This window comes from gamma proteobacterium symbiont of Scutellera amethystina (assembly GCF_059730845.1).
The window spans coordinates 857509-883890 of the sequence record NZ_AP035935.1; the positions used below are offsets into that span (position 1 = coordinate 857509).

The following is a 26382-nucleotide window of genomic DNA, read 5'->3' on the forward strand; positions in this document are numbered from 1 at the left end:
CAGAGCTGTTTTTCGGGCGGGCGGCAAATAACGACTCAGCGCGTTTTCACTGTGCCTCTGGCAGATGAAACCGGCCTGGAGAGGATGTGAGTAATTCATTGAATTATTCGCGAAGAATACCGGTGTCTGGCGATACCGGGCGTTTTTATGGATGCCATTAAGCTTATAACTGCGCGGGATATCGATAAAATGAACAATATCTCTGTAACGCCTAAAGGCGGAACGATTGCTACTGAAGTGAGCGGTAATCAGGTTAATTTGACTGCTCCCAGTGTGGTTAAGCTCAACCTTAACCAGGCTGATATTAAGTCTTTCACACGCAATGGTAGTGATTTAGTGGTCACCACTAAATCCGGTGAAGTCGTTGTTATTCATAAATTCTACGATGTTAACGGCGACAGCGATCTGGTGCTGCAGGACGACAAAGGCGCGCTGTGGTGGGTGGAAGATCCCGGCACAGAAGGCTTCCAGTTTGTCTCTATCGACAGCACGGAAGGGCTGTTAGTGGAAAACGTCACGGGTGACGGCACACTGACCGCCTTTGGTATCGCCGGCGCCGCGCTGGCCGGTATCGGTGCGCTGATCGCCGGTAACAACGGCGGTGGCGGTGGCGGCGGTGGGGATAACGGCGGCGGCGACAATGGCGGCGGCGGTGATACCACGGCACCGGCGGCGGTCAGCGATCTGCTGATCACGGATAACGCGGGCAGCGTGCAGGGCGCTATCACGGGCGGCACCAGCACCGATGACAACACGCCTACGCTGAGCGGCACGGCTGAAGCGGGGACCATTGTCAGTATTTACGACGGCACCACGCTGCTGGGTACGGTCACCGTCGGTGCCGATGGCCGCTGGAGCTTCACGACACCTGCCCTGGGTGAAGGGCAGCACAGCCTGACGGTTACCGTCACCGATGCTGCCGGCAACACCAGTCCGGCCACCAGCCCGGTTGATTTCACTGTCGATACGCAGCCACCGGCAGTGGCCACGGACGTGTCCCTGACCAACAACAGCGGTGGCAGCAACACGCCGGTACCAAACGGATCGAGCAGCGATGATAACACGCCGACCCTGAGCGGCCGCGGTGAAGCGGGCGCTGTGGTCAGCGTTTACGATGGTCAGACGCTGCTCGGCACCGCGCTGGTGGGCGCGAACGGCAACTGGAGTTTTACCACGCCAGCGCTGAGCAATGGCAGCCACAGCCTGACCGTGACGCTGACGGACGCTGCCGGCAATGTCAGCGCTGCGTCCTCGCCGTTTGTGGTGACGATTCAGGCGGGCCTGCCCTCAACCAGCAGTTCGCTGCAAATTACCGACGATAGCGATGCCACGCTGCGCACGCTGAGCGATGGCGCCAGTACTAAAGACAGCACGCCGGTGCTGAGCGGCCTGGCGAGCGCTAACGCCGTCATCACGCTGTACAACGGCACCACGCTGCTGGGCAGTACTATTGCCGACGGCAGCGGTCAGTGGCGCTTCACTCCCGCCACGCTGGCAGATGGTACTTACGCGTTCCGCGCAGTTGCCACCGACGCCGCCGGTAACGTCACCACCTCCGTCACCCTGACGGTCACCATTGATACCGTGGCGCCCGGCGCGGCAGGCGATCTGCTGCTGACCGGTGACAGCAATGGCACCGTGACGCCGATTGCCGCCGGCGGCAGCAGCAATGACAACACGCTGTCGCTGAGCGGCACGGCAGAGGCCGGCAGCACCGTTACGGTACGCGATGGCAACGTTGTGCTCGGCACGGCTATCGTCGGCAGTAACGGCAGCTGGAGCTTCACCACGCCAGCGCTCAGCGACGGCAATCACAGCCTGACTACCACGGTAACCGACAGCGCCGGCAACACCGGTCCGGCATCAGCGGCTATCGTGGTCACCGTCGATACCACCGCACCGGCGGCGATCGGCGATCTGCAGGTGATCGACAACGTGGGTGCCAGCCAGGGCCCGCTGACGTCGGGCGCTACCACCGATGACAACACACCTACCCTGAGCGGCAGCGGCGAAGCCGGTGCGCTGATCAGCATTTACGACGGCAGCACGCTCCTGGGCAATACCCTTGTCGGGGCCAACGGCAGCTGGAGCTTTACCACGCCAGCGCTCAGCAACGGCAGCCACAGCCTGACCGTTACGCAAACCGATGCGGCGGGCAACGTCAGCAGCGCGACCGCGGAATTTGTGGTCAATGTGGACGCTGCGCTGCCACCCGCCAGCGCCAGCATTGAGCTGGTGGGCGACAGCGGCAATACCCTCGTCTCACTGCAAAACGGCGCCGTCACCAATGACGACAGCCCGACCCTCGCCGGCCTGACCCGGGCGGGCAGCCTCGTCCGCATCTTTGACGGCGGCGATCTGCTCGGCAGCACCACAGCCGACGGCAATGGGCAGTGGAGCTTTGCCCTGAGCAACCTGAGTGAGGGCGGCCACGCGTTCAGCGCCACCATTACCGACGTTGACGGCAATGTGATTGACACCGTCACCCTGAACATTACGGTTGATACCACGCCACCGGCGGCAGCCAGCGATCTGGCACTGCTGAACGATGCCGGCAGTACCGCACAGCCGGTAACGGGCGGCAGCACGATCAACGATGCGACACCGCTGCTGAGCGGCACGGCGGAAGCCGGCAGTATTGTCACGATTCGCGATGGCAACACCGTTCTCGGCAGCGTCAGCGTGGCCAGTAACGGCAGCTGGAGCTTCACCACGCCAGCGCTGGGCGAGGGCAATCACAGCCTGAGCACCACGGTGACCGATGCCGCCGGCAACGTCAGCCCGGCATCAACGCCGATCGCCTTTAGCGTTGACACCACCGCGCCTGCCGCCGTCAGCGGCCTGCAGGTGACGGATAACGCGGGCAGCGCCACCGGCGCGCTGGATTCCGGCCAGACCACCGACGATCGCACGCCAACCCTGAGCGGTTCGGCAGAAGCGGGCGCGGTGGTGCGTATCTATGACGGCACCACGCTGCTCGGTAGCGTTACCGCCGGCAGCAACGGCAGCTGGAGCTTTACGCCAGATGCGCTCACCAACGGGCAGCACAGCCTGACCACCACGGTGACTGACGCGGCCGGCAACGTCAGCCCGGCATCGCCGGTGTTCACGGTCAACATTGAGGCGGGCGTGCCGGCCACCAGCAGCCTGCTGATTGTCACCGATGATAACGGCAGCACGCTGGTCGAACTGGCCAATAACGACAGCACCACCGACAGCACGCCGATTCTCAGCGGCCAGGCCGGGGCGGGCGATCTCGTCACCCTGTACAACGGCAGCACGGTTTTGGGCAGCGTGGTCGCGGGCAGCAACGGACAGTGGAGCTTCACGCCAGCGGCGCTGGCCGACGGCACCTACGCATTCCGCGCCAGCGCCGATAACGGCAGCGGCACGGTGACGGATTCGCCGGTAATCACCATCACCATCGACACCGTCGCGCCCGCGGCACCGACAGGCATCCAGCTGACCAACGATGACGGCGATCCGCTGGGCACAGGCAGCACTAACGTCGCTGCGCCAACCCTGAGCGGCAGCGGCGAAGCTGGCGGTGTGGTGATTATCTCCGATGGCGGCACGGTGATTGGCAGCACCACGGTGGGCAACGATGGCAACTGGAGCTTCACCACGCCGCCCCTCAGCGATGGCAGCCACAGCCTGACCAGCACCGTGACCGATGCGGCTGGCAACACCGGACCGGCGTCAACACCGGTAACCGTCACCGTCGATACGCAGGCACCGGCGGCGGCAGGCAATCTGCAGCTCAGCAATGGCGACGGCACACCGGTTGCCGCGGGCGGCAGCACCAATGACACCACGCCAACCCTGAGCGGTACCGCTGAACCCGGTAGCACGGTGACCGTCAGCGACGGCGATACGGTGCTGGGCACAGCGACGGCAGGCAGCGACGGCAGCTGGAGCTTCACCCCGACCGATCCGCTGAGCGAAGGGCAACATAACCTGACGTCCACCGTTACCGACACGGCGGGCAATACCGGGCCGGGCAGTACGGCGGTGATTGTCATCGTCGATACCAGCGCACCCGCTGTGGCCAGCGAGCTGCTGCTCAGCAATGACCAGAGCGGCACACCGGTGCCGGTCAGCAATGGCCTCACCAATGACACCACGCCGGTGCTCAGTGGCCGCGCGGAACCGGGCAGCACCGTGACCATTTCCGATGGCGATACGGTACTGGGCACCGCCACCGTCGGCAACGACGGCAGCTGGAGCTTCACCGCACCGGTGCTGGCAGCGGGCGACCATAGCCTGACGACGACGGTGACCGATACCGCTGGCAATACCAGCGAACCCTCGGCCGCCCTCAGCTTTACCATCGATACCACCACGCCAGCCGCGCCGGGCAATGTGCAGCTCAGTGATGATCAGAGCGGCACGCCGGTGCTGATCACCAGCGGTGCTACTAACGACACCACCCCAGTCCTGAGCGGCAGCGGCACCGCCGGCAGCACCATCACCGTCTCGGATGGCAATACCGTGCTGGGCACCACCACAGTCAACGACGACGGCAGCTGGAGCTTCACGCCAGCCACCGCGCTGGGCGAGGGGCAGCACAGCCTGACGGCGACCGAAACCAGTCCGGCTGGCAATACCAGCGCACCTTCTGCTCCGCTGGAGGTGAACATCGATCTCACCGATCCGGCGCCCGCCGCAGACTTGCTGCTGATTAACGATCAGGGCGCAACGCCGCTGCCGATCGCGGCGGACGGCGTCACTAATGACACCACGCCGCTGTTCAGCGGAAGCGCGGAGCCGGGCAGTCTCGTCGCGATTTACGACAATGGCAGCGTGATTGGCTCGGCGCAGGCCGATGCAAACGGCAACTGGAGCTTCACGCCGGATCCGGCACTGGAGGCGGGCACGCATAGCCTGACCACCATTGTCACCGACACGGCGGGCAACAGCGGGCCGGCGTCTGATGCGTTTGCTTTCACTATCGATCTCACCACGCCGACTGCCGCCGCTGATGTCGTGCTGAACAACGATAACGGCGAGACGCTGCAGCCGATTAACAGCGGCACCGCGACCAACGACACCACGCCGCAGCTGAGCGGCACCGCCGATGCCGGCAGTACCGTCACCATCCTCGATGGCAACACGGTGCTGGGCAGCGTGCTGGTGGGTGCCGGTGGCACATGGAGCTATGCGGTACCGGCGCTGAGCCAGGGCGAACATAGCCTGACCACCACGGTTACCAGCCCGGCGGGCAACGTTAGCGCACCGTCCGCGGCGATTGATTTTACCGTGGATACCACGGCACCGGCCGAGCCGACCGGCCTGCTGCTGGTGAACGATGAGGTTGATCCGGCCGTACCGGTGGCCTCTGGCGGGGCGACCAACGACACCACACCAGTGTTGAGCGGTAGCGCCGAGCCTGACAGCGTGGTGATCGTGCGCGATAACGGCGTGATCATCGGCTCGGCTACCGCCGGCAATGACGGCAGCTGGCGCTTCACGCCTGATACCGCCCTGGAAGCGGGCAGTCACAGCCTGACGGCCAGCGTCACCGATCCGGCAGGCAATGTCGGGCCGGAGTCCGCGCCGTACACCTTCACCGTCGATCTCACGCCACCGGCAGCGCCAGTGGACGTGGTGCTGAGCAATAACGACGGCAGCACGCTGGTGGCGATTGCCGCCAATGGCGCGACCAACGACACCACGCCGCAGCTCTCCGGCAGCGCCACGGCGGGCAGTATCATCACGGTCTACGATGGCGACAGCACGACGCCGATCGGTTCGGTGACCGTGGGCGCCGATGGCAGCTGGCAGTTTGTTACCGGTACGCTGGACGAGGGCGATCACAGCCTGACGGTAACGGTGACTGATGCGGCGGGTAACGTCAGCGATCCTTCCGCGCCGATTAGCTTTACCGTGGATACCACGGCGCCGGACGCGGTCGTCGATCTGCTGCTGGTGAACAACAATGTCGATCCGGCCACGCCGATCACCTCAGGCAGCAATACCAATGACAGCACGCCGCTGCTCAGCGGAACGGCGGAGCCGAACAGCACCATCATCGTCTATGACGGACAGACGCCTATCGGCACGGCGACGGCAGATAACGACGGCGCATGGACCTTCTCACCTGAACTGACCGATGGCTCGCACAGCCTCAGCGTGACGGTTACCGACGTCGCTGGCAATGTCAGCGCACCGAGCGCCAGCGTGGCGATCACCGTCGATACCGTAGCACCGTCGGCGGTCACCCAGTTGAGCGTCGCCAGCGACAATGGCAACGGCGATCCGGTCACCATCCCGAACGGCGGCTTAACCAGTGACAACACGCCGGTGCTGAGCGGCAGCGGCGATCCGGGCAGCCTGATTGTGATTACCTCGCAGAACGGTCCGGTGGGCAGCGTCACTGTCGGCAGCAGCGGCAGCTGGAGCTTCACACCGGCCAGTGCGCTGAGTGACGGCAGCTACACCTTAACCGTTGTGGCGCGCGACGCGGCGGGCAACGTCAGCGCGCCGGTCACGGCACAGCTGGTGATTGATGCCACCGCCCCGGATCAGGTGACGGAAATCAGTCTCTCCAATGACAACGGCAGTGCGCTGGTAGATATTCCGTCGGGATCGACCACCAGCGATACCACGCCGTTGCTGGCGGGCGTTGCTGAGCCGGGCAGCACGGTGAACATTCTGGATAATGGCGCGCTGATTGGTACGGCGATTGCGGGCAGTGACGGCGCGTGGAGTTTCAACGTGCCAACCCTCACCAACGCGGCGCACAGCCTGACGGTGACGGTCACCGATGCGGCCGGTAACACCGGACCGGCGTCGACACCGATTACCTTTACCGTGGATAGCCAGGCTCCGGCCCAGGCCACGCTGGAAGTGAATAACGACAACGGTACCGATCTGGTACTGGTGCCCGATGGCACCTATACCAATGACAACACGCCACGCCTGAGCGGTACGGCGGAGGCTGGCAGCCTGGTGACCATTTACGATGGCAATGTGGTGCTGGGTTCGACCACCGCCAATGCGGACGGCGAATGGGTGTTCCTGTCGCCCGTGCTCACCGATGGTCAGCACACCCTTACGGCCACGGTGACGGACAGCCTCGGCAACGTCAGTGCGCCGTCTTCCAGCTTCACCGTTCAGGTTGATGCTACGCCGCCGCAGCCGGTCGGCGCCGTGCTGCTGCAGAATGACAACGATCCGGATAATCCAGTCACCATCGCCAACGGTGGCGCCACCAACGACAACACGCCGCTGCTGAGCGGCAGCGGTGAGCCGGGTGCTCTCGTCAACGTGTACAACGGCAACGTGCTGGTGGGGTCGGCGACGGTGGACAGCGAAGGCAACTGGAGCCTGAACACCTTGCCGCTGGATAACGGCAACTACACGCTGACGGTCGTCGTCAGTGACAACGCGGGTAATGTCAGCGACCCGGTAAGCATTGGCGTAACGGTTAACACCGTCGGGCCGGATCCGGTGCTGTCGTTTGAGGTCAACGCCAATAACGGTCCGACCGCTCTGCCGCTGGTGGATGGCAGCTTTACCAACGACACCACGCCGGTACTGAGCGGAACGGCGCAGGCTGGTGCCATCATCAATCTGCTGCAGGACGATACGGTGATTGGCTCGGTGGTCGCCGATGCCAATGGCGTATGGCGCTTTGAAACCAGCGCGCTGCAGGATGGCAGCTACGCCTTCTCGGTGCAGGTGGTGGATGCCGCTGGCAACGTCAGCGAGCCGGTGGGTCCGGTGAATGTCACCATCGATACGCTGGTGCCAGACGCGGTTCCTGACCTGGTGGTCGCCGATAACGTGGGCGGCACGACGGGCCCGCTGGATGACGGCGCGTCGACCGATGACAACACGCCAACCCTGAGCGGCACGGCAGAAGCCGGCAGCACGGTGAGCATCTACGATGGCACCACGCTGCTGGGCACTGCGCTGGCCGGCTCGGGCGGGGCCTGGAGCTTTACACCGAGTATATTGAGTAACGGTGAGCACAATTTTACCGTCACCGTGTCAGACCCTGCGGGCAACGTCAGTGCGGCTACTCCAGTGTTCAACCTGAACATACAGGCTGATTTGCCGCCAGCCACCTCGACGCTGCAAATCACCGATGACAGCGGGCCTATGCCTGTTACGCTGGCAGACAACGCGGTAACCCGCGACACCACGCCAACGCTCAGCGGCTCTGCCGAACCCGGTCAGCTGATTCGTATTTATAACGCTAATACGGATGCGGTAATCACCAGCGTTACGGCGAATGCTAACGGCCAGTGGAGCTATACGCCGACGCTGGCTGAAGGCAGCTACGCATACTACATCACCGCGCAAAACCCTGGCGGTGATGAGGGGACGCCCTCGGCTACCCTCGGCTTCACCGTGGATATCACCGCGCCGGCGGTGGCCGCTGATGTGGTGATCAGCAACGATCGCAGCGGCACGGCGGTGCCGATTAGCGACGGCAGCGTCATCAATGACAACACGCCGGTACTCAGCGGCAGCGCCGAAGTGGGCAGCCTGGTCACAGTGTACGATGGCAACACCGCTATCGCGTCGGTGGTGGTGGGCGCAGGGGGAAGCTGGACGCTGACCACGCCTGCATTGAGCGAAGGGGCGCACGCGCTGAGCGTGGGCGTCAGCGATGCAGCAGGTAACAGCAGTGCTCTCACCCCGGCGCTTAGCTTCACTGTGGACAGCATCGCACCGAATGCTTCGACGCTGGTCATCACCAACGATGATACCGCGCAGCCGGTGCTTAACGGCGGCTACAGCAGCGATGCCACGCCAACCCTGAGCGGCGTAGCGGAAGCGGGCAGCACGGTCACCATCCTCAACAATGGTGATGTGCTGACCACGCTGACCGTGCCGTCCAGCGGCAACTGGAGCTACACGCCAGCGACAGCGCTGATTGAAGGATCGCACACCCTGAGCGTTTCGGTGACCGATGCGGCGGGCAACGTCAGCACCAGCACCAGCGCGACGGTGATCGTTGATACCCTGGCGCCGGACGATCTGACGCTGACGGCCAGCAACAACAACGGCAGCACGCCGGTGACGATTGCTGACGGCGGTACCACTAATGACAACACGCCGCTGTTACGCGGTGTGGCAGAAGCGGGCAGCGTGGTGACCATTCGCCTCGATGGCGATGTGGTAGCCTCGCTGACGGTCGGCAGCAGCGGTAACTGGAGTTACACCTCTGCGGCACTGAGCGACGGCAGCCATACCTTCAGCGTCACGGAAACGGACGCGGCGGGTAACACCGGCGAGGCGCTCAGCGTGACGCTGATCGTTGATGCGACGCCACCGCTGGTGGCCACCAACCTGACCATCACTAACGATGTTACCGGCGTCAGCATACCGGCTGGCGGCGCGACTAACGACACCACGCCAACGCTGAGCGGCAGCGCCGAGGTCAACGCCACGGTTAGCGTGTATGACGGCAACACGCTGCTCGGCACAGCGCTCGTGAACGGCAGCGGCGCATGGAGCTTTGTCTCACCGACACTGGGTAACGGCGCGCATGCGCTGAGCGTGGCGGTCACCGATGCGGCGGGCAATACCGGCCCGCGCACCACGCCGGTGACCATCACCGTCGATACCGTTGCGCCGGGCGCGGCCACGCTGGTGGTCACCAACGACGTCAGCGGCAGCGTCATCCCGAATGGCGGCGTCACCAGCGATACCACGCCGGTGCTGAGCGGTCGGGCGGAGGCGGGCAGCATCGTCACCGTGCTGGATGGCACCACGCTGGTCGGTTCCGCGCTGGTGGGCAGTGATGGTAACTGGACGCTGACGCCAGCCACGGCGCTGAGCGAAACGCTCCATACGCTCAACGTCACGGTCACCGATGCGGCCGGTAACGTCAGTGCCACCACCAGCGCCACGCTGGTGATCGACACCACGCCGCCGGTGGCTATCACCGGGCTGGCAGCGGTAAACAACAACGGCAGCACGCCGGTGGCGATTGCGGCGGGTGGCGTCACTAATGACAGCACGCCACGCCTGAGCGGCACGGCGGAAGCCAACAGCATTGTGACCATCCGCGATGGTGATACGGTGCTGGGTTCGGTAACCGCCGCCAGCAACGGCAGCTGGAGCTTCGTCACTGGCACCTTGTCTGACGGTTTACACTCCTTCAGCGTGACGGCCACCGATGCGGCCGGCAATACCGGTCCCGCAGCGTCCCTTGCGCTGACCGTCGACACCGCGCCGCCGCTGGCGGCAACCGGGCTGACGCTGACCAACGACGTCACCGGTGTGGCTATCGTCAATAACGGAGTCACCAACGACAGCACGCCGACGCTGCAGGGCACGGCGGAAGCGAACGTGATTGTCACGGTTTACGATGGCAACACGCTGCTCGGAACGGTGCAGGCTAACGCCAGCGGCAGCTGGAGCTTTGTCTCGCCGACGCTGAGCAATGCCGCCCACGCGCTGAGCGTGACGGTGACCGATAGCGCGGGCAACGTCAGTCCCCGTTCCGAGGTGATTAACCTCACCGTGGATACGGTGGCGCCAGCGAACACCAGTCTCACCATTATTAATGATGCGACCGGTGCCACCATCGTCAACGGTGGTGCGACCAACGACACCACGCCAACGCTGCGCGGCAGCGTCAGCGCGGCGGAGGCCGGGGCACGCGTCACCATTCTGGACAACGGTCTGGCACTGGGCACGGCGATCGTGCAGGGGGACGGCAGCTGGAGCTTCACGCCACTGGCGGCGCTGAGCGCCGGGCCGCACCCGATCACGGTGACGGTAACGGATGCCGCAGGTAACGTCAGCGGCACCACCGCGGCCACGGTGATCATCGATACCACGGCACCGGCGGCCATCACCAATCTGCTGGCGCTCAACAACAACGGCAGCACGGCGGTGACCATTCCGAATAATGGCGTCACCAACGACAGCACGCCGCTGCTGAGCGGCAACGGCGAGGCGGGCGCGCGCATCACGGTGTACGACGGCACCACATTGCTGGGCACCACCACGGTGGGCAGCAACGGCAGCTGGAGCTTCGTGGTGGGCAACGCGCTGAGCAACGGCAGCCACACGCTGAACGTGACGCAGACCGACCCGGCGGGCAACGTCAGCCCGCAGGTGTCGACCACGCTGATCGTCGACACCGTGGTGCCGGTCGCCAGTACGCTGACCATCATTGATGACATCAGCGGTACGCCGGTGACGCTGGCGAACGGTGCCTTTACGCGCGATACCACGCCAACGCTGCGCGGCACCACCGAAGCAGGTGCCGTGGTCACCATCTACGACGGTGCCAGCGCCATTGGTTCTGTGACCGCGGGGAGTGATGGCAGCTGGAGCTTCACCACCGCCACGCTGGCGAACGGCGCGCACACGCTGAGCACCACGGTGACCGATGCGGCGGGTAACGTCAGCACCGGCAACATCACGGCGACGGTGAACGTCGATACCCTGCCTCCGGCGGCGGTAAGCGGGCTGGCGATCAACAGCGCCGGTACCCTTGTCACCGGTAGCGGTGAAGTGGGGGCCACGGTGACGGTGCGCGATGCCAGCGGCAACGCGCTCGGCACCACCACGGTCGGCAGCGGCGGCAACTGGTCGGTGACGCTCACCACCGCGCAGATCACCGGTGCGCCGCTCTCGGTGATCCAGACGGATCGCGCCGGTAACGTCTCGCCGGGGGCCTCGCTGACCGGTGCGATTCGCATCGTGGCGACCAACGACAGCAACGAGGTGGATTACACCAGCACGCAGGCAACGGTGAACAACGGTACGGTCAACTCGTCGCATACCGCGCTGCTGACCGTGGGGCTGGGTACGGTGCTCAATGCCAGCGTGCTGAACAACGGTAATGCTTACCTGTTCAGCGTGGGTAACGATGACAGCCGTACCGTGACGCTCAACGGTTCGGTGACCAGTCTCGGCGTGGCCGCCAACTATTCGTTAAACCTGTACGAACAGCAGGCGAACGGCTCGTGGCAGTTGATCAGTATCAAGACCAACTACATTAACGCGCTGCTGACGATCGGTACGCTGAAAGGGGCAAACGTCACCTATACCGGACTGGGGACCGGCAACTATGCGGTGGTGGTCGCAGCCACCACCAACATTAGCGTGTTGCCAACCACCACGGTAAGCACGGTGTCGGATTTCACCACGCTGGCGGTCACCACCGCCGCGACGGTCACCGGTAACCTGCTGACCAACGACACCAGCTCCATCGCCGGGACGATTCCGTCCGGCACGGCGGTGGCGTCGGTGGGCAGCAGCGCGGTGGCGTCCAGCGGCAATACGGTGATCAACACCACCTACGGTACGCTGACTATTGATGCGAAGGGTAACTACACCTACACGCTGAAGGCCGGGCTGGATATCGATACCCTGCCATCCGCAGACACCTTCACCTACTCGGTGCGGGATGCCAGCGGTGCAGTGACCTCGGCGACGCTGACGGTGACGCTGCATAACGGTGCAGCCACCGCGCTGTTCGCCACCACCAGTCTGGCGGCGGAAACCACCACCAGCAGCGAGCATGATGCCAGCGGCAGCATCTGGGGAGACAGCAACGTCAGCCACAGCGGCACGCTGAGCATCCTCAATGAGCATGGTGATCTCACCACCGTGAGCAGCGTGGGCAGCACGGCGGTGGCCGGGGACTTTGGTGTGCTGACCATCGCCGCCAACGGTAGCTATACCTATACCCTGAACGCGGATGTGAATATCCAGAACATCACGCATAAGGAGGTGTTTACCTACACCCTGGCGTCGTCCGACGGCACCATCACCAGCAACACCTTTACCATTGAGCTTCACCCGACCATCACGGGCAGCGCCGCGGCTGACAGCCTCACCAGCAGCGCCTACGACGACACCATTACCAGCGGTGCCGGCGCAGATACGCTGGTTTACCACCTGCTGAGCAGCGCAGATGCCACCGGCGGCAACGGTCACGACACCTGGACCGACTTTAACGTCGCGCAGGGTGACAAGATCGACGTCAGCAGTCTGCTGATCGGCTGGAATGATTCCACCAGTAATATCAATGACTTTGTGAAAGTGGATCATACCGCGGACGGCAATACGGTGTTGTCGATTGACCGTGACGGCAGCGGCACGGGGTACAGCAGTACGCAGCTGATTACCCTGGAAGGCGTAAACGTCTCACTGGAGGAGTTGCTGCAGCAACCGCATCAAAACCACACGGCTTAGTGGGTGTAACGCAGGGAAGCATAACGGGCACAGGGAGGTGCCCCTTTCTCTCTTTTACTGGTGAACAATCGATGGATCTGATGCAATCAGGCGCAACAACTCGCCGTACCTGTAAGCTCAGCGCCCTGTGTGCTGGCATTGTGTTTTTTCACAGTTCTCATCTTATGGCTGCCAGTGATGCCGTGACGCAGGCGGGGCGCATAACCTCAGCCGGTCTGGCGCAGCAGCAGGATCTTCCCTCCTTAACCGGTCAGGTGGCCGAACCCGCGCTGGCTAACGTGCCGGATACCTTAACCCTTAACCAGGCAGTACAGCGTGCCATCCAGTGGCATCCGGACATCGCGCAGGCAATTGGCAAAATGCTGGAGCAGGCCAGCCAGGTCGATGTGGCGCAGGCCAAATACTATCCGCAAATCAGCGCCGGCATGAACAACGGCTACAGCAACGCCTACAGCGAGAAAGGCTTCAGCCCGTCATTTGTGCTGTCGGTATCGCAGATGCTGTATGACTTCGGCAAAGTCAGCAGTTCGGTGCGCTCCGCCGAAGCCGGGGTGGCGCAGGAGCAGGCCAGCGTGCTGGTGAGTATTGATACCGTCGCGCACGACACCGCCGCCGCGCTGGTGCAGGTGCAGGGCTATCAGCAACTGGTGAAGATCGCCCAGGATCAGCTGACGGCGTTGAGTAAGATTGGCGATCTGGCGCGTCAGCGCAATGAAGAGGGGGCAGCATCGCTCTCGGACGCCACGCAGACCGACGCGCGTATCGAAGGCGCGCGCACCACGCTGACCCAGTATCAGGCCAGCCTCAACCGCTGGCGTGCCACGCTGGCCAGCTATCTCGGCTGGCCACTGGTGAAAAAGGTCAGCGATGCGTTTCCGCCCAGCCTGACGCGCGCCTGCGCGGTGGGCAAAGCTGACGACAAATCCAATCCGGCGGTGCTGGCGGCGTGGGCGCAGGCACGGCAGGCGCAGGCTAAACTGGATAACGCCAACGCGCAGAATTTACCCACCATTTCGCTGGAACCGCAGGTCACGCATTACCTCAACAACCACTATTCCGGCAGCGAAACGCTCGACCGCACCCAGTATTCCGCGTTCGTCAAAGTTGAGATGCCGCTGTATCAGGGCGGCGGCATTACCGCGGCGCGCGATGCGGCGGCCAGCGCGCTGCAGGCGGCCAATGCGGCGGTGAACTCGGCGCGCCTCAAAGCGCAGCAGCAGCTCAGCGAATCGCAAACCGAAGCGCTGAGCCTGTCGCAGAGCCTGGCGATCATGTCGCGTCAGCAGACGCTGGGCGAGAAGACGCAGCAGCTGTATCAGGATCAGTATCTGCAGCTCGGCACCCGTCCGTTGCTGGACGTGCTCAACGCCGAACAGGAAGTGTTTCAGACGCGCTTCGCCATGCAGCAAACCATCAGTCAGTTACGTTCACTGCAGCTCGACTGCTTATACAGCACCGGGCAGATGCGGTCAGCGTTTGCGCTGAATAACCAGCGCATCCAGTCCGTGGAGATCCAGCCATGACGCAATTACAGATTCCGGACGCACCCAATGGCAATCCCGCCAGCGCCGCCGGTGGCGAGGTGCCGCTACACGGCTGGGCCACCGCCATTATTCTCATCGCGACCCATTATCGCCTGCCGTGCTCGCCGGGCATGATCATGGCTGCCAGCGAATGGCAGGGCAAACAGTCACGCGATAAAGCGCTGCGCCATCTGGCGCGTCAGGCCGGGCTGTCGCTGCAGCTGTATGAAGAGCATCAGTGGGAGATCAGCAGCTGGCGCTTGCCGCTGGCGGTGGAACTGAGCGACGGCCAGGTTGGCGTCATCACCAGCTTTGATGGCGATGACACGGTACGCGTGCACCTGGCCGGCGATGAACAACCGGCGCCGATCGCGCTGAACACGCTGCTGCCGCAGATCCGCTACGCCGCGGCGCTGCGTCCGGTGACGGCCGCCAAAGATAGCCGTGTCAATCGCTATCTCGCCACGGTCAGGCCCGACTGGCTGCGCCGTCTGGTGCTGCACGACATGCGTCCTTACGGCTACGTGATGCTGGGATCGTTCCTGATCAACCTGCTGGCGCTGGTCGGCATCATCTTCTCGATGCAGGTGTACGATCGGGTGATCCCGGCACAGTCGTACCCCACGCTGTACGTGCTGTATATCGGGGTGATCCTCTCGGTGGTGTTCACCTATATTCTGCGCGTCGGTCGCGATCACGTCACCGATCTGCTCGGCAAGCGCGCCGATATGCGCGTCTCCGATCGCGTGTTCGGCCACGCGCTGCGGCTGCGTAACAGTGCGGTGCCGCGATCGACCGGTACCTTTATCTCGCAGCTGCGCGAGCTGGAAGCGGTGCGCGAAATGGTGACGTCGACCACGGTGACGGCGATCGTCGATATGCCGTTCTTCCTGCTGTTTATGCTGGTGATGGCGATCATCGCGCCGCAGCTGGCGTGGATCGCGCCGGTGGCGGTGCTGCTGATGATCCTGCCCGGCGTGCTGAGCCAGAAAAAACTGGCGAAGCTGGCGCAGCAAAACCTGAAAGAGTCGACGCTGCGCAACGCAGTGCTGGTGGAGAGCGTGCAGGGGCTGGAAGATATCAAGCTGATGCAGGCGGAGGATCGCTTTCTGCAGCAGTGGAACAGCTATATCCGCATCACCGCGCAGTCGGGCGTCGAGATGCGCAAAGTGATGCATGCGCTGATCAGCTGGGGCGTCACCATTCAGGGACTGGTGTACGCCAGCGTGATCGTGGTCGGGGCGCCGATGGTGATCAACGGCGATATCACCACCGGGGCGATTGTCGCCGCGTCGCTGCTGTCTTCGCGCATGATTGCGCCAATGGCGACGCTGTGTGGCGTGCTGGCGCGCTGGCAGCAGGTAAAAGCGGCGAAGAGCAGCCTCGATGCGCTGATGAATCTGCCGGTGGAGAACAGTAAAGACGAAACGCGCATTCACTGTCCGGTGCTGTTTGGCCACTATCAGTTCACCGATGCCATGTTCCGCTACTACAGCGATTCGCTGACGGTGGCGCTACGCATCAAGACGCTGACCATCAAGCCGGGTGAGCGCATCGCCGTGCTGGGGCGCAACGGCTCCGGTAAATCCACGCTGCTGCAGGCGATGGCCGGCGGCATGGATCTGGTGGGCGGCGAGCTGCGGCTGGACAACCTCAGCCTGCCGCATATTGATGTCGCGGACGTGCGGCGCAACGTCGGGCTACTGACGCAGAACGCGCGGCTGTTCCACGGTACGCTGCGGGAAAACCTCACCATGGGCGCGGCGCACGCTACCGACGAAGCGATTTTTGCCGCGCTGACGGTCAGTGGCGGGGCCGATTTTATTCGCCGTCTGCCGCTTGGGCTCGATCATCCGGTAATGGAGGGGGGCGTCGGGCTGTCCGGCGGCCAGCGCCAGTCGCTGCTGCTGGCGCGCATGTTGCTGCGCGATCCTAATATCGTGTTGCTGGATGAGCCGACCGCTTCGCTCGACGATCATACCGAGAAGGATTTTATTGAGAGGCTAGGCGCCTGGCTGAATGGCCGCACGTTGATCGTGGCGACGCACCGCGCGGCGATTCTGTCGCTGGTGGATCGCATACTGGTGCTGAAAGAGGGGCAGCTGGTAATGGACAGCCCGAAAGAGAACGCGCTGCCGGCACCGCGCGCCAGCGGAGCGGCGGGGGAGGGACAGGCATGATGAAACAATTGCCGGCAAAACTGCGGCTGGTGACCGCCGCGGAAGTGGATTCGTCCGACGATCTGCTCGGTGAACTGAAATCGGAAAGCCACTACACCGGCGCAGTGCGGCTGATCGTCATCAGCACCGCGCTGATCGTGGTGGCGCTGGTGTGGGCGTGGTTTGGCATGCTGGATGAGGTCTCAACCGGCACCGGGAAGGTGATCCCCAGTTCGCGCGAGCAGGTGCTGCAGTCGCTGGAGGGCGGCATTCTCACGGAACTGTACGTGCATGAGGGCGATCGCGTGCAGGCCGGGCAGATCGTGGCGAAACTGGATGCCACACGCTCGCAGTCCAGCGTCGGCGAGAGCGCGGCGCGCTACCGGGCCGCACTGGCAGCGGCTTCGCGCCTGCGTGCGGAAGTAAACGATGATCCGCTTACGTTTCCCGCCGAGCTGAAGGGCTACCCGGATCTTATCGCGGCGGAAACCCGGCTGTATAACACCAAACGCGCCCAGCTCAATGATGCAACCCGGCAGTTTAAGGAGTCGCTGGCGCTGGCTAATCGCGAACTGGCGATCACCCAGCGGCTGGCGAAAACCGGTGCCGCCAGCAGCGTGGAAGTGCTGCGCTTACAGCGCGATAAGTCCGACCTTGAGCTGAAACTTACCGATATGCGCTCGCAGTATTATGTGCAGGCGCGCGAAGAGCTGGCGAAGGCCAGCGCCGAAGCCGACAGCCTGGCGCAGGTGATTAAAGGACGCGAAGATACCGTAACGCGTCTGACCATCCGCGCGCCGATGCGCGGCATCGTGAAAAACATCAAAGTCTCGACGGTGGGCGGGGTGATTCCGCCCAACGGTGAGTTGATGAACATCGTACCGATGAACGATCGGCTGCTGATTGAAGCACGCCTGTCGCCGCGCGATATTGCTTTTATTCATCCCGGCCAGCGCGCGGTGGTAAAAATCTCCGCTTACGATTACGCCATCTACGGCGGCCTGAACGGCGTGGTGGAAAGCATTTCGCCGGATACCATCCAGGACGAAGTCAAACCGGAGATTTACTACTACCGCGTGTTTATTCGTACTGATAACGACTATGTGCAGAACAAGGCTGGCCGGCGCTTTTCCATCAGCCCTGGCATGGTATCCACCGTGGATATCAAAACCGGCGAGAAGAGCATCATGGATTATCTGGTCAAACCGTTTAACAAGGCCAAAGAGGCGATGCGAGAGCGCTAATTGCGATGCGCGGCAATCTCGGCGATAATCACGCCCATCAATCCCTTCCTCGTCGGGCCTAACGACGCGGAGGGGATTTTTTTCATCTATACCTTAACTGGCTAACCGATTTAAGGATTTAAGAGGACTCGTTATGTACAACACGCTGGGCAATCAGTACGACAACTCCCTGGTTTCTAACGCCTTCGGTTTCATGCGCTTTCCGCTGAACTTCCAGCCTTACGATAGCGACGCCGAGTGGGTGATTACCGGTGTGCCGTTTGATGCCGCAACGTCAGGCCGGCCGGGCAGCCGTTTAGGGCCGGGCGCGATCCGTCAGATCTCCACTAACCTGGCGTGGGAAGGCTGCCGCTGGCCGTGGGATTTCGATCTGCGTCAACGCCTCAACGTGGTGGACTGCGGCGATCTGGTGTACGCCTTCGGCGATTCACAGGATCTGTCCGACAAGCTGCAGGCGCACGCGGAAAAGCTGCTGGCAAATGGCAAACGCATGCTGACTTTTGGCGGTGATCACTATGTCACGCTGCCGCTGCTGCGCGCGCACGCCAAACACTTCGGCAAGATGGCGCTGGTGCACTTCGATGCGCATACCGATACTTACTCCAACGGCCCGACTTTTGACCACGGCACCATGTTCTACACTGCGCCGCAGGAAGGGCTGATCGATCCGCAGCATTCGGTGCAGATTGGTATCCGTACTGAGTTCGATAAGAGCCTGGGCTTCAACGTACTGGACGCCGCGCAGGTTAATGACCGCAGCGTGGACGACATTCTGGCCGAAGTGAAGCGCACCGTGGGCGATTTGCCGGTGTACCTGACGTTTGATATCGACTGCCTCGATCCGGCCCATGCGCCAGGCACCGGTACGCCAGTGATTGGCGGCCTGACCAGCGATAAAGCCACCAAGCTGATTCGCGGCCTGCAGGGCATGAACATTGTGGGGATGGATCTGGTGGAAGTGGCACCGGGCTACGATCACGCCGACCTGACCTCACTGGCTGCTGCCACGCTGGCGCTGGATATGCTGCACGTGCAGGCGGCGAATAAAGGTTAAGCGGCGGTGCGGACGGCTGCCCTCACCCTGACCCTCTCCCCCAGGAGAGGGAACCGATCGAGCGGGCGGTGAAAACAGCACGGACTGCTCCCTCTCCCGCGTGCGGGAGAGGGAACCGATCGAGCGGGCGGTGAGAACAGCACGGACCGCTTCCTCTCCCGCATGCGGGAGAGGGAACCGATCGAGCGGGAGGTGAGAACAGCACGGACCGCTTCCTCTCCCGCATGCGGGAGAGGGAACCGATCGAGCGGGAGGTGAGAACAGCACGGACTGCTCCCTCTCCCGCGAGCGGGAGAGGGCTGGGGTGAGGGGAAGAGCGGCGACTACTTACCATCCGCCGCGATGCGGTCGCGAATATGCTGCGCGCGCGACTCAGAATCCGGATGCGAGTCAAACATTGAGCTCTGGCGGCCCTGATCCAGCTTCGCCAGCTTCTCGAAGCTGGTCGCCAGACCAAGCGGATTAATGCCGCGCTTCTTCAGCAGATCGTACGAATAGTCATCCGCCTGCGACTCCTGGGTCTGTGAGAACTGCGCGTTAACCAGTTTCTCGCCCATCTCGCCCAGTTGTGACTGCGATAGCGAACCAATCACGCCGCCCACCGACGCCGCAGCGTTGCGTGCCGCCGTGGTCGCGAAAGCCACCTGCATTGCTTTGCGCGTGTGGCCGAGCGCGACGTGGCCCATTTCATGGCCGAGCACGCCTTCCACTTCGTTGTCGCTCATCATATCCATCAGACCGCTATAAACGCGGATACAGCCATTGGCCATCGCCCAGGCGTTGACGTCTTTGGTCAGATACACCTTGTAGTTGGCCGGTACACCGTTGATGTTATCGCCCAGCGCGGCGGCGATTTTGTTCAGCCGCTGCTGATAGCTGCTGTTGGCCGGTGCCAGCTGGTTCTCTTTATCCATCTGGGCACATGACTGATCGCTCAGCTCTTTAACCTGGGCATCATTCAGCGAGTAAGCCTGAAACGCCTGCGCGCCAGACTGCAACAGTGCGTTATTATCCATTCCTTCGCAGCCGCTCAGCAGCGAAACCATTCCCAGCGCGACAACCATGGCGCGAATTTTCATATCAGCATCCTTTGAGTAACAAGTAGAGAAAACAAACACCTGAAAAACCACGCAGGTGTTTAAATGCATTGGTTATAGCGTGCCAGGGGCGGATTGGCTAGCAGACAGGCCCCGAAATGCAACCCTGAACCGCAGATTTAGCATCCTGATACATGTACTTTTGCCCCGATTTTCATGTACATTGATGTGCGACTTTTTTCTCGCTTCGCCTTATAACTCATTAATTACAATCAGTTAAGCGTGGCGGAGCATTAATCCGACCTGGAGTAGAAGATGCCCTCTCGTAAAGAGCTTGCCAACGCCATTCGCGCGTTAAGTATGGATGCAGTACAGAAAGCGAAATCGGGACATCCGGGTGCCCCAATGGGCATGGCCGATATCGCTGAAGTGCTGTGGCGTGATTTCCTGAACCACAATCCAACTAACCCGCTGTGGGCAGATCGCGACCGTTTCGTGCTGTCCAACGGCCACGGCTCGATGCTGATTTACAGCCTGCTGCACCTCACCGGCTATGACCTGCCGATGAGCGAGCTGCAGAACTTCCGTCAGCTGCACTCTAAAACCCCAGGTCACCCGGAATACGGTTACACCGCAGGCGTGGAAACCACCACCGGCCCACTGGGTCAGGGCATCGCGAACGCCGTGGGCTTCGCCATTGCTGAGCGCACGCTGGCGGCGCAGTTCAACCGTCCGGGCCATGACATCGTAGACCATCACACTTACGTGTTCATGGGCGACGGCTGCATGATGGAAGGCATCTCACACGAAGTGTGCTCCATCGCCGGTACCCTGAAGCTCGGCAAGCTGGTGGCGTTCTATGACGACAACGGCATCTCTATCGACGGTCACGTGGATGGCTGGTTCACCGACGACACCGCCAAACGCTTCGAAGCCTACGGCTGGCACGTGGTGCGTGGCGTGGACGGTCACGACGCCGACGCGATCAAAAAAGCGGTGGAAGAAGCCAAAGCAGTCACCGACAAGCCATCGCTGCTGATGTGCAAAACCATCATCGGTTTCGGTTCCCCGAACAAAGCCGGTACGCACGATTCGCACGGTGCCCCGCTGGGTGACGACGAAATCGCGCTGACCCGTAAACAGCTGGGCTGGAACTACGCGCCATTTGAAATTCCTTCTGATATCTACGCACAGTGGGATGCCAAAGAAGCCGGCCAGGCGAAAGAGAAAGCCTGGGACGAGAAGTTTGCTGCTTACGCCGCTGCGCATCCGGAACTGGCCACAGAGTTCAAACGCCGCGTGAACAACGAGCTGCCCGCTAACTGGCAGGCGGAATCGCAGAAGTTCATCGAGCAGCTGCAGGCTAATCCGGCAAAAATCGCCAGCCGTAAAGCGTCGCAGAATGCCATCGAAGCCTTCGGTAAGCTGCTGCCGGAATATCTGGGCGGCTCGGCTGACCTGGCGCCAAGCAACCTGACCATGTGGTCCGGCTCGAAGCCGATCAATGAAGATGCCGCAGGCAACTACATTCATTACGGCGTGCGTGAGTTTGGTATGACTGCCATCGCCAACGGTATTGCGCTGCACGGTGGCTTCCTGCCGTACACCGCAACCTTCCTGATGTTCGTCGAGTATGCGCGTAACGCGGCACGTATGGCGGCGCTGATGAAAATCCGTCAGGTGATGGTTTATACCCACGACTCTATCGGCCTGGGTGAAGATGGCCCGACGCACCAGCCGGTTGAGCAGATGGCCAGCCTGCGCACCACCCCGAACATGAGCCTGTGGCGTCCGTGTGACCAGGTCGAATCTGCGGTGGCGTGGAAATATGCTATCGAGCGCGTTGACGGCCCATCAGCCCTGATCTTCTCGCGTCAGAACCTGGCGCAGCAGGATCGTAGCGCTGAGCAGCTGGCTAACGTGGCGCGCGGTGGTTACGTGCTGAAAGATTGCGACGGCACGCCGGAGCTGATTCTGATTGCGACCGGTTCTGAAGTTGAGCTGGCGGTCGGCGCTTACGAGCAGCTGAGCGCGGAAGGTCGTAAGGTGCGCGTGGTGTCCATGCCGTCTACCGATGCGTTTGATAAGCAGGATGCGGCGTATCGTGAGTCGGTGCTGCCGAAAGCAGTTGGCGCACGCGTTGCTATCGAAGCCGGTATTGCGGATTACTGGTTCAAATACACCGGCCTGCACGGTGCCATCGTTGGCATGACCACCTTCGGTGAGTCAGCGCCAGCTGAGAAGCTGTTCGAAGAGTTCGGCTTCACCGTGGCCAACGTGGTGAAAACCGCGAAATCGATTCTGTAATTTCGCGTAATCCGTCGCGCCGCTGCGCGTTGTAGCGGCGCGATTCATCGCGCATTTCTGTTGCCATCCTCATGCTAAACCACGCGCAATAAATTGCGCTGCGACACTGATGTGCAGATCGCCGGCCCTGTTATCGCCTGAACCTGAAACGGTTCAATTATTCCTGCAGTAATAATTATCATCGCCTGAATTTGTGACGCAGATCCAATAATCAGCAGCACAGTTGATCGCAATCATTCCTGTTATTCCTTCCATGCTTTATTCTCGCTGAACCGTTTCAGTTGCAGCCGTGTGCTCTCCGTCAGCAACCGTAACCGGGCAAGAATTCCCTGTACAAAACGCAGCGAAACGCTCAAGGTATTTGGCACGTTTTTTCAGGTGTGGCTGCAGGAAGTGAGATGACCATTCGTATCGCAATAAATGGTTTTGGTCGTATCGGGCGCAACGTGTTGCGTGCGCTGTATGAAACCGGTCGCCGGGCGGAAATCACCGTAGTGGCGATTAACGAACTGGCGGAAGCGGCTGGCATGGCGCATCTGCTGAAGTACGACACCAGCCACGGCCGCTTTGCCTTTGACGTACGCCAGGAGCGCGATCAGCTGTGGGTTGGCGAAGATACCATCCGTATCCTGCATCAGGCTGAGATTGCCGCGCTGCCGTGGCGCGAGCTGAATGTCGATATCGTGCTGGACTGCACCGGCGTGTACGGCAGCCGCGACGATGGTGAAGCGCATCTGCAGGCTGGCGCGAAGAAAGTGTTGTTCTCGCATCCCGGCGGCAACGATTTGGATGCCACCGTAGTGTTCGGCGTTAACGAACAGGCTCTTAAACAAACTGACCGCATTGTCTCCAACGCATCCTGCACCACCAACTGCATTATTCCGGTGATCAAGCTGCTGGATGACGCCTTTGGCATTGAGTCGGGCACCGTGACCACCATTCACTCGGCGATGCACGATCAGCAGGTGATTGACGCGTATCACAGCGACCTGCGCCGTACCCGTGCCGCCAGTCAATCGATCATTCCGGTCGATACGCGTCTTGCCGCTGGCATTACCCGTATTTTTCCGAAATTTAACGATCGCTTCGAGGCTATCGCGGTGCGCGTGCCGACGATCAACGTGACCGCCATTGATCTGAGCGTTTCGGTGCGCCAGGCGGTGAAGGCGTGTGAGGTCAACGCGTTGCTGCAAAACGCGTCAGAGGGGGCATTTCGTGGTATAGTTGACTATACGGAATTACCGTTAGTCTCAGTAGATTTTAACCACGATCCGCACAGTGCCATAGTGGACGGCACGCAAACGCGGGTCAGCGGTCACCACCTGATCAAAACCCTGGTCTGGTGTGACAACGAATGGGGCTTTGCTAACCGCATGATCGACACCACGTTAGCAATGGCCGCAAGCGGTTTCAGGTAAGACGCGGACTGCGTCTGGCAAAACTTATGAGAATCAACGAGAGGGTTCACCATGTCTGTAATTAAGATGACCGATCTGGATCTTGCTGGTAAACGCGTTCTGATCCGTGCCGATCTCAACGTACCAGTGAAAGAAGGGAAAGTGACGTCAGATGCACGTATTCGTGCTTCTCTGCCTACCATCGAAGCGGCGTTGAAACAGGGCGCGAAAGTGATGGTTACCTCTCACCTGGGTCGCCCGACCGAAGGTGAATACAACGAAGAGTTCTCCCTCCTGCCGGTTGTTAACTACCTGAAAGAAAAACTGAACGGCACTAACGTGACCCTGGCGAAAGACTACCTCGACGGCGTTGAAGTGGGCGCGGGTGAACTGGTGGTGCTGGAAAACGTTCGCTTCAACAAAGGCGAGAAAAAAGACGACGAAACCCTGTCGAAGAAATATGCCGCGCTGTGTGACGTGTTCGTCATGGATGCATTCGGCACCGCGCACCGCGCGCAGGCGTCCACTCACGGCGTGGGCAAATTCGCCCCTATCGCCTGTGCCGGTCCGCTGCTGTCTGCCGAACTGGAAGCGCTGGGCAAAGTGATGAGCAATCCACAGCGTCCGCTGGTCGCCGTGGTGGGTGGTTCTAAAGTGTCGACCAAATTCGACGTGCTGCAGTCGCTGGTGAAAATCGCTGACACCGTGATTGTCGGTGGCGGTATCGCTAACACCTTCGTGGCGATCGACAACAACGTCGGCAAATCGCTGTACGAGCCAGACTTCGTTGAGGCCGCTAAAGGCCTGCGCGACCAGTACGGCATTCCGGTACCGACCGATTCACGCGTCGGCACGGAATTCTCCGAAACTGCCCCGGCAACCGTGAAAAAGGTTTCCGAAGTAGCGGATAACGAAGAAATTATGGACTTCGGTGACGAAACCGCACAGAACATGGCGAAACTGCTGAAAGACGCAAAAACCATTCTGTGGAACGGTCCGGTTGGCGTGTTTGAGTTCCCGAACTTCCGTAAGGGCACCGAAATCGTTGCCAACGCTATCGCAGACAGCGACGCGTTCTCTGTTGCCGGCGGCGGTGATACCCTGGCGGCTATCGACCTGTTCGGTATCGAGGACAAAATCTCCTACATCTCTACCGGTGGCGGTGCGTTCCTCGAGTTCGTGGAAGGCAAAAAACTGCCGGCAGTTGCCATGCTGGAAGAGCGCGCGAAGCAGTAATTTTTGGGGGCAGCGCTTCGGCGCTGTCTGAAGGCTTGCCCGCTGTGGGCGAACAGATCGCATTCCCATTGGGGAGTGGACGATAAACGAAACAGGACACAACCATGTCTAAAATTTTTGATTTCGTAAAACCCGGCGTTGTCACTGGTGATGACGTTCAGAAAATCTTCAAAGTAGCGAAAGAAAACAAATTCGCTCTGCCAGCCGTTAACTGCGTCGGCACGGATTCCATCAACGCGGTACTGGAAGCTGCGGCTAAAGTTAAAGCGCCGGTCATCGTTCAGTTCTCCAACGGTGGTGCTGCCTTCATCGCCGGTAAAGGTTTCAAAACCGACAAACCACAGGGCGCTGCGATTTTCGGCGCAATCGCTGGTGCACACCATGTGCATCTGATGGCTGAACAGTACGGCGTGCCAGTAATCCTGCACACCGACCACTGTGCGAAGAAACTGCTGCCGTGGATCGACGGCCTGCTGGATGCTGGCGAAGAGCACTTCAAGAAAACCGGTAAACCTCTGTTCTCTTCACACATGATCGACCTGTCTGAAGAGTCACTGGAAGAGAACATCGAGATTTCTTCTAAATATCTGGCGCGCATGGCAAAACTGGATATGACGCTGGAAATCGAACTGGGCTGCACCGGTGGTGAAGAAGATGGTGTGGACAACAGCCACATGGACGCTTCTGCACTGTACACTCAGCCAGAAGACGTGGATTACGCTTACACCGAGCTGAGCAAAATCAGCCCGCGTTTCACCATCGCTGCGTCCTTCGGTAACGTGCACGGCGTGTACAAGCCAGGCAACGTGAAACTGACCCCAACCATTCTGCGTGATTCGCAGAAATACGTTTCAGAGAAACACGGCCTGCCGCACAACGCGCTGGACTTCGTGTTCCACGGCGGTTCCGGTTCTTCTGCTGCAGAAATCGAAGAGTCTATCAGCTACGGCGTGATCAAGATGAACATCGATACCGATACCCAGTGGGCAACCTGGGACGGCATCCTGCAGTACTACAAAACCAACGAAGCGTACCTGCAGGGTCAGCTTGGCAACCCGAACGGCGCTGACAGCCCGAACAAAAAATACTACGACCCACGCGTCTGGCTGCGTGCGGCACAATCTTCCATGGTTGTGCGCTTAGAGCAGGCTTTCAAAGAGCTGAACGCTGTCGACGTACTGTAATTTTTGCTTACCGTACAAAAAAGGCCCGAAAGGGCCTTTTTTTATGCGTCCCGTCTGGAAATCCCGGT

Annotated in this window: 10 protein-coding genes; 9 read left to right on the forward strand and 1 reads right to left on the reverse strand. The window is 61.2% G+C overall.

All coding sequences use genetic code 11. The annotated features are described in order from the left end of the window. The first annotated feature begins 189 nt into the window (after nt 1-189). The 5 genes from AC6I79_RS03975 to speB all read left to right on the forward strand — a co-directional run bounded on the left by AC6I79_RS03975 (nt 190) and on the right by speB (nt 19153). Nucleotides 190-13173 carry an Ig-like domain-containing protein gene (locus AC6I79_RS03975; RefSeq protein WP_498027582.1) on the forward strand — a complete coding sequence of 4328 codons (12984 nt, stop codon included), beginning with the start codon at nt 190-192 and terminating at the stop codon, nt 13171-13173. A gap of 71 nt (nt 13174-13244) precedes the next feature. Continuing rightward, nucleotides 13245-14696, forward strand: a complete 1452-nt coding sequence (locus tag AC6I79_RS03980; RefSeq protein WP_031279469.1) for a TolC family outer membrane protein — start codon at nt 13245-13247, stop codon at nt 14694-14696. After that, entirely contained in the window at nt 14693-16876 is a 2184-nt protein-coding gene (locus tag AC6I79_RS03985) for a type I secretion system permease/ATPase (RefSeq protein ID WP_238561559.1), read from the forward strand. Before AC6I79_RS03980 ends, AC6I79_RS03985 begins: the two co-directional genes overlap by 4 nt. Beyond that, complete coding sequence (locus tag AC6I79_RS03990) at nt 16876-18099, forward strand: HlyD family type I secretion periplasmic adaptor subunit (RefSeq protein ID WP_370586648.1); 1224 nt, start codon at nt 16876-16878, stop codon at nt 18097-18099. Before AC6I79_RS03985 ends, AC6I79_RS03990 begins: the two co-directional genes overlap by 1 nt. A gap of 133 nt (nt 18100-18232) precedes the next feature. Then, nucleotides 18233-19153 carry an agmatinase gene (gene speB, locus AC6I79_RS03995; protein ID WP_021506644.1) on the forward strand — a complete coding sequence of 307 codons (921 nt, stop codon included), beginning with the start codon at nt 18233-18235 and terminating at the stop codon, nt 19151-19153. A 323-nt stretch (nt 19154-19476) separates the two neighbouring features. Here speB and loiP read toward each other — a convergent pair whose 3' ends face one another. Continuing rightward, complete coding sequence (gene loiP, locus AC6I79_RS04000) at nt 19477-20232, reverse strand: metalloprotease LoiP (RefSeq protein WP_021506645.1); 756 nt, start codon at nt 20230-20232, stop codon at nt 19477-19479. Between the two features lie 273 nt (nt 20233-20505). Between loiP and tkt the strand changes: the two genes are divergently transcribed. From tkt to fbaA, 4 genes are all read left to right on the forward strand, one after another. After that, nucleotides 20506-22497, forward strand: coding sequence for a transketolase (tkt, locus tag AC6I79_RS04005; protein WP_058771542.1), 1992 nt, complete (start codon nt 20506-20508; stop codon nt 22495-22497). A 398-nt stretch (nt 22498-22895) separates the two neighbouring features. Further along, nucleotides 22896-23915 carry an erythrose-4-phosphate dehydrogenase gene (gene epd, locus AC6I79_RS04010; protein WP_021506647.1) on the forward strand — a complete coding sequence of 340 codons (1020 nt, stop codon included), beginning with the start codon at nt 22896-22898 and terminating at the stop codon, nt 23913-23915. 51 nt (nt 23916-23966) lie between these two features. Continuing rightward, the gene (gene pgk / locus AC6I79_RS04015; RefSeq protein WP_021506648.1) at nt 23967-25130 is read left to right on the forward strand and encodes a phosphoglycerate kinase; all 1164 of its coding nucleotides are present in this window, start codon (nt 23967-23969) and stop codon (nt 25128-25130) included. 104 nt (nt 25131-25234) lie between these two features. Next, nucleotides 25235-26314: a class II fructose-bisphosphate aldolase gene (fbaA, locus tag AC6I79_RS04020; protein WP_058757103.1), complete on the forward strand. Its 1080-nt coding sequence runs from the start codon at nt 25235-25237 to the stop codon at nt 26312-26314. Nucleotides 26315-26382 lie beyond the last annotated feature (68 nt).

Excerpts from the sequence above, each read along its gene's own strand:
- AC6I79_RS03975 (WP_498027582.1), top strand. The coding sequence starts at position 190 with ATGAACAATATCTCTGTAACGCCTAAAGGCGGAACGATTGCTACTGAA.
- AC6I79_RS03980 (WP_031279469.1), top strand. The coding sequence starts at position 13,245 with ATGGATCTGATGCAATCAGGCGCAACAACTCGCCGTACCTGTAAGCTC.
- AC6I79_RS03985 (WP_238561559.1), top strand. The coding sequence starts at position 14,693 with ATGACGCAATTACAGATTCCGGACGCACCCAATGGCAATCCCGCCAGC.
- AC6I79_RS03990 (WP_370586648.1), top strand. The coding sequence starts at position 16,876 with ATGAAACAATTGCCGGCAAAACTGCGGCTGGTGACCGCCGCGGAAGTG.
- speB (WP_021506644.1), top strand. The coding sequence starts at position 18,233 with ATGTACAACACGCTGGGCAATCAGTACGACAACTCCCTGGTTTCTAAC.
- loiP (WP_021506645.1), bottom strand. The coding sequence starts at position 20,232 with ATGAAAATTCGCGCCATGGTTGTCGCGCTGGGAATGGTTTCGCTGCTG.
- tkt (WP_058771542.1), top strand. The coding sequence starts at position 20,506 with ATGCCCTCTCGTAAAGAGCTTGCCAACGCCATTCGCGCGTTAAGTATG.
- epd (WP_021506647.1), top strand. The coding sequence starts at position 22,896 with ATGACCATTCGTATCGCAATAAATGGTTTTGGTCGTATCGGGCGCAAC.
- pgk (WP_021506648.1), top strand. The coding sequence starts at position 23,967 with ATGTCTGTAATTAAGATGACCGATCTGGATCTTGCTGGTAAACGCGTT.
- fbaA (WP_058757103.1), top strand. The coding sequence starts at position 25,235 with ATGTCTAAAATTTTTGATTTCGTAAAACCCGGCGTTGTCACTGGTGAT.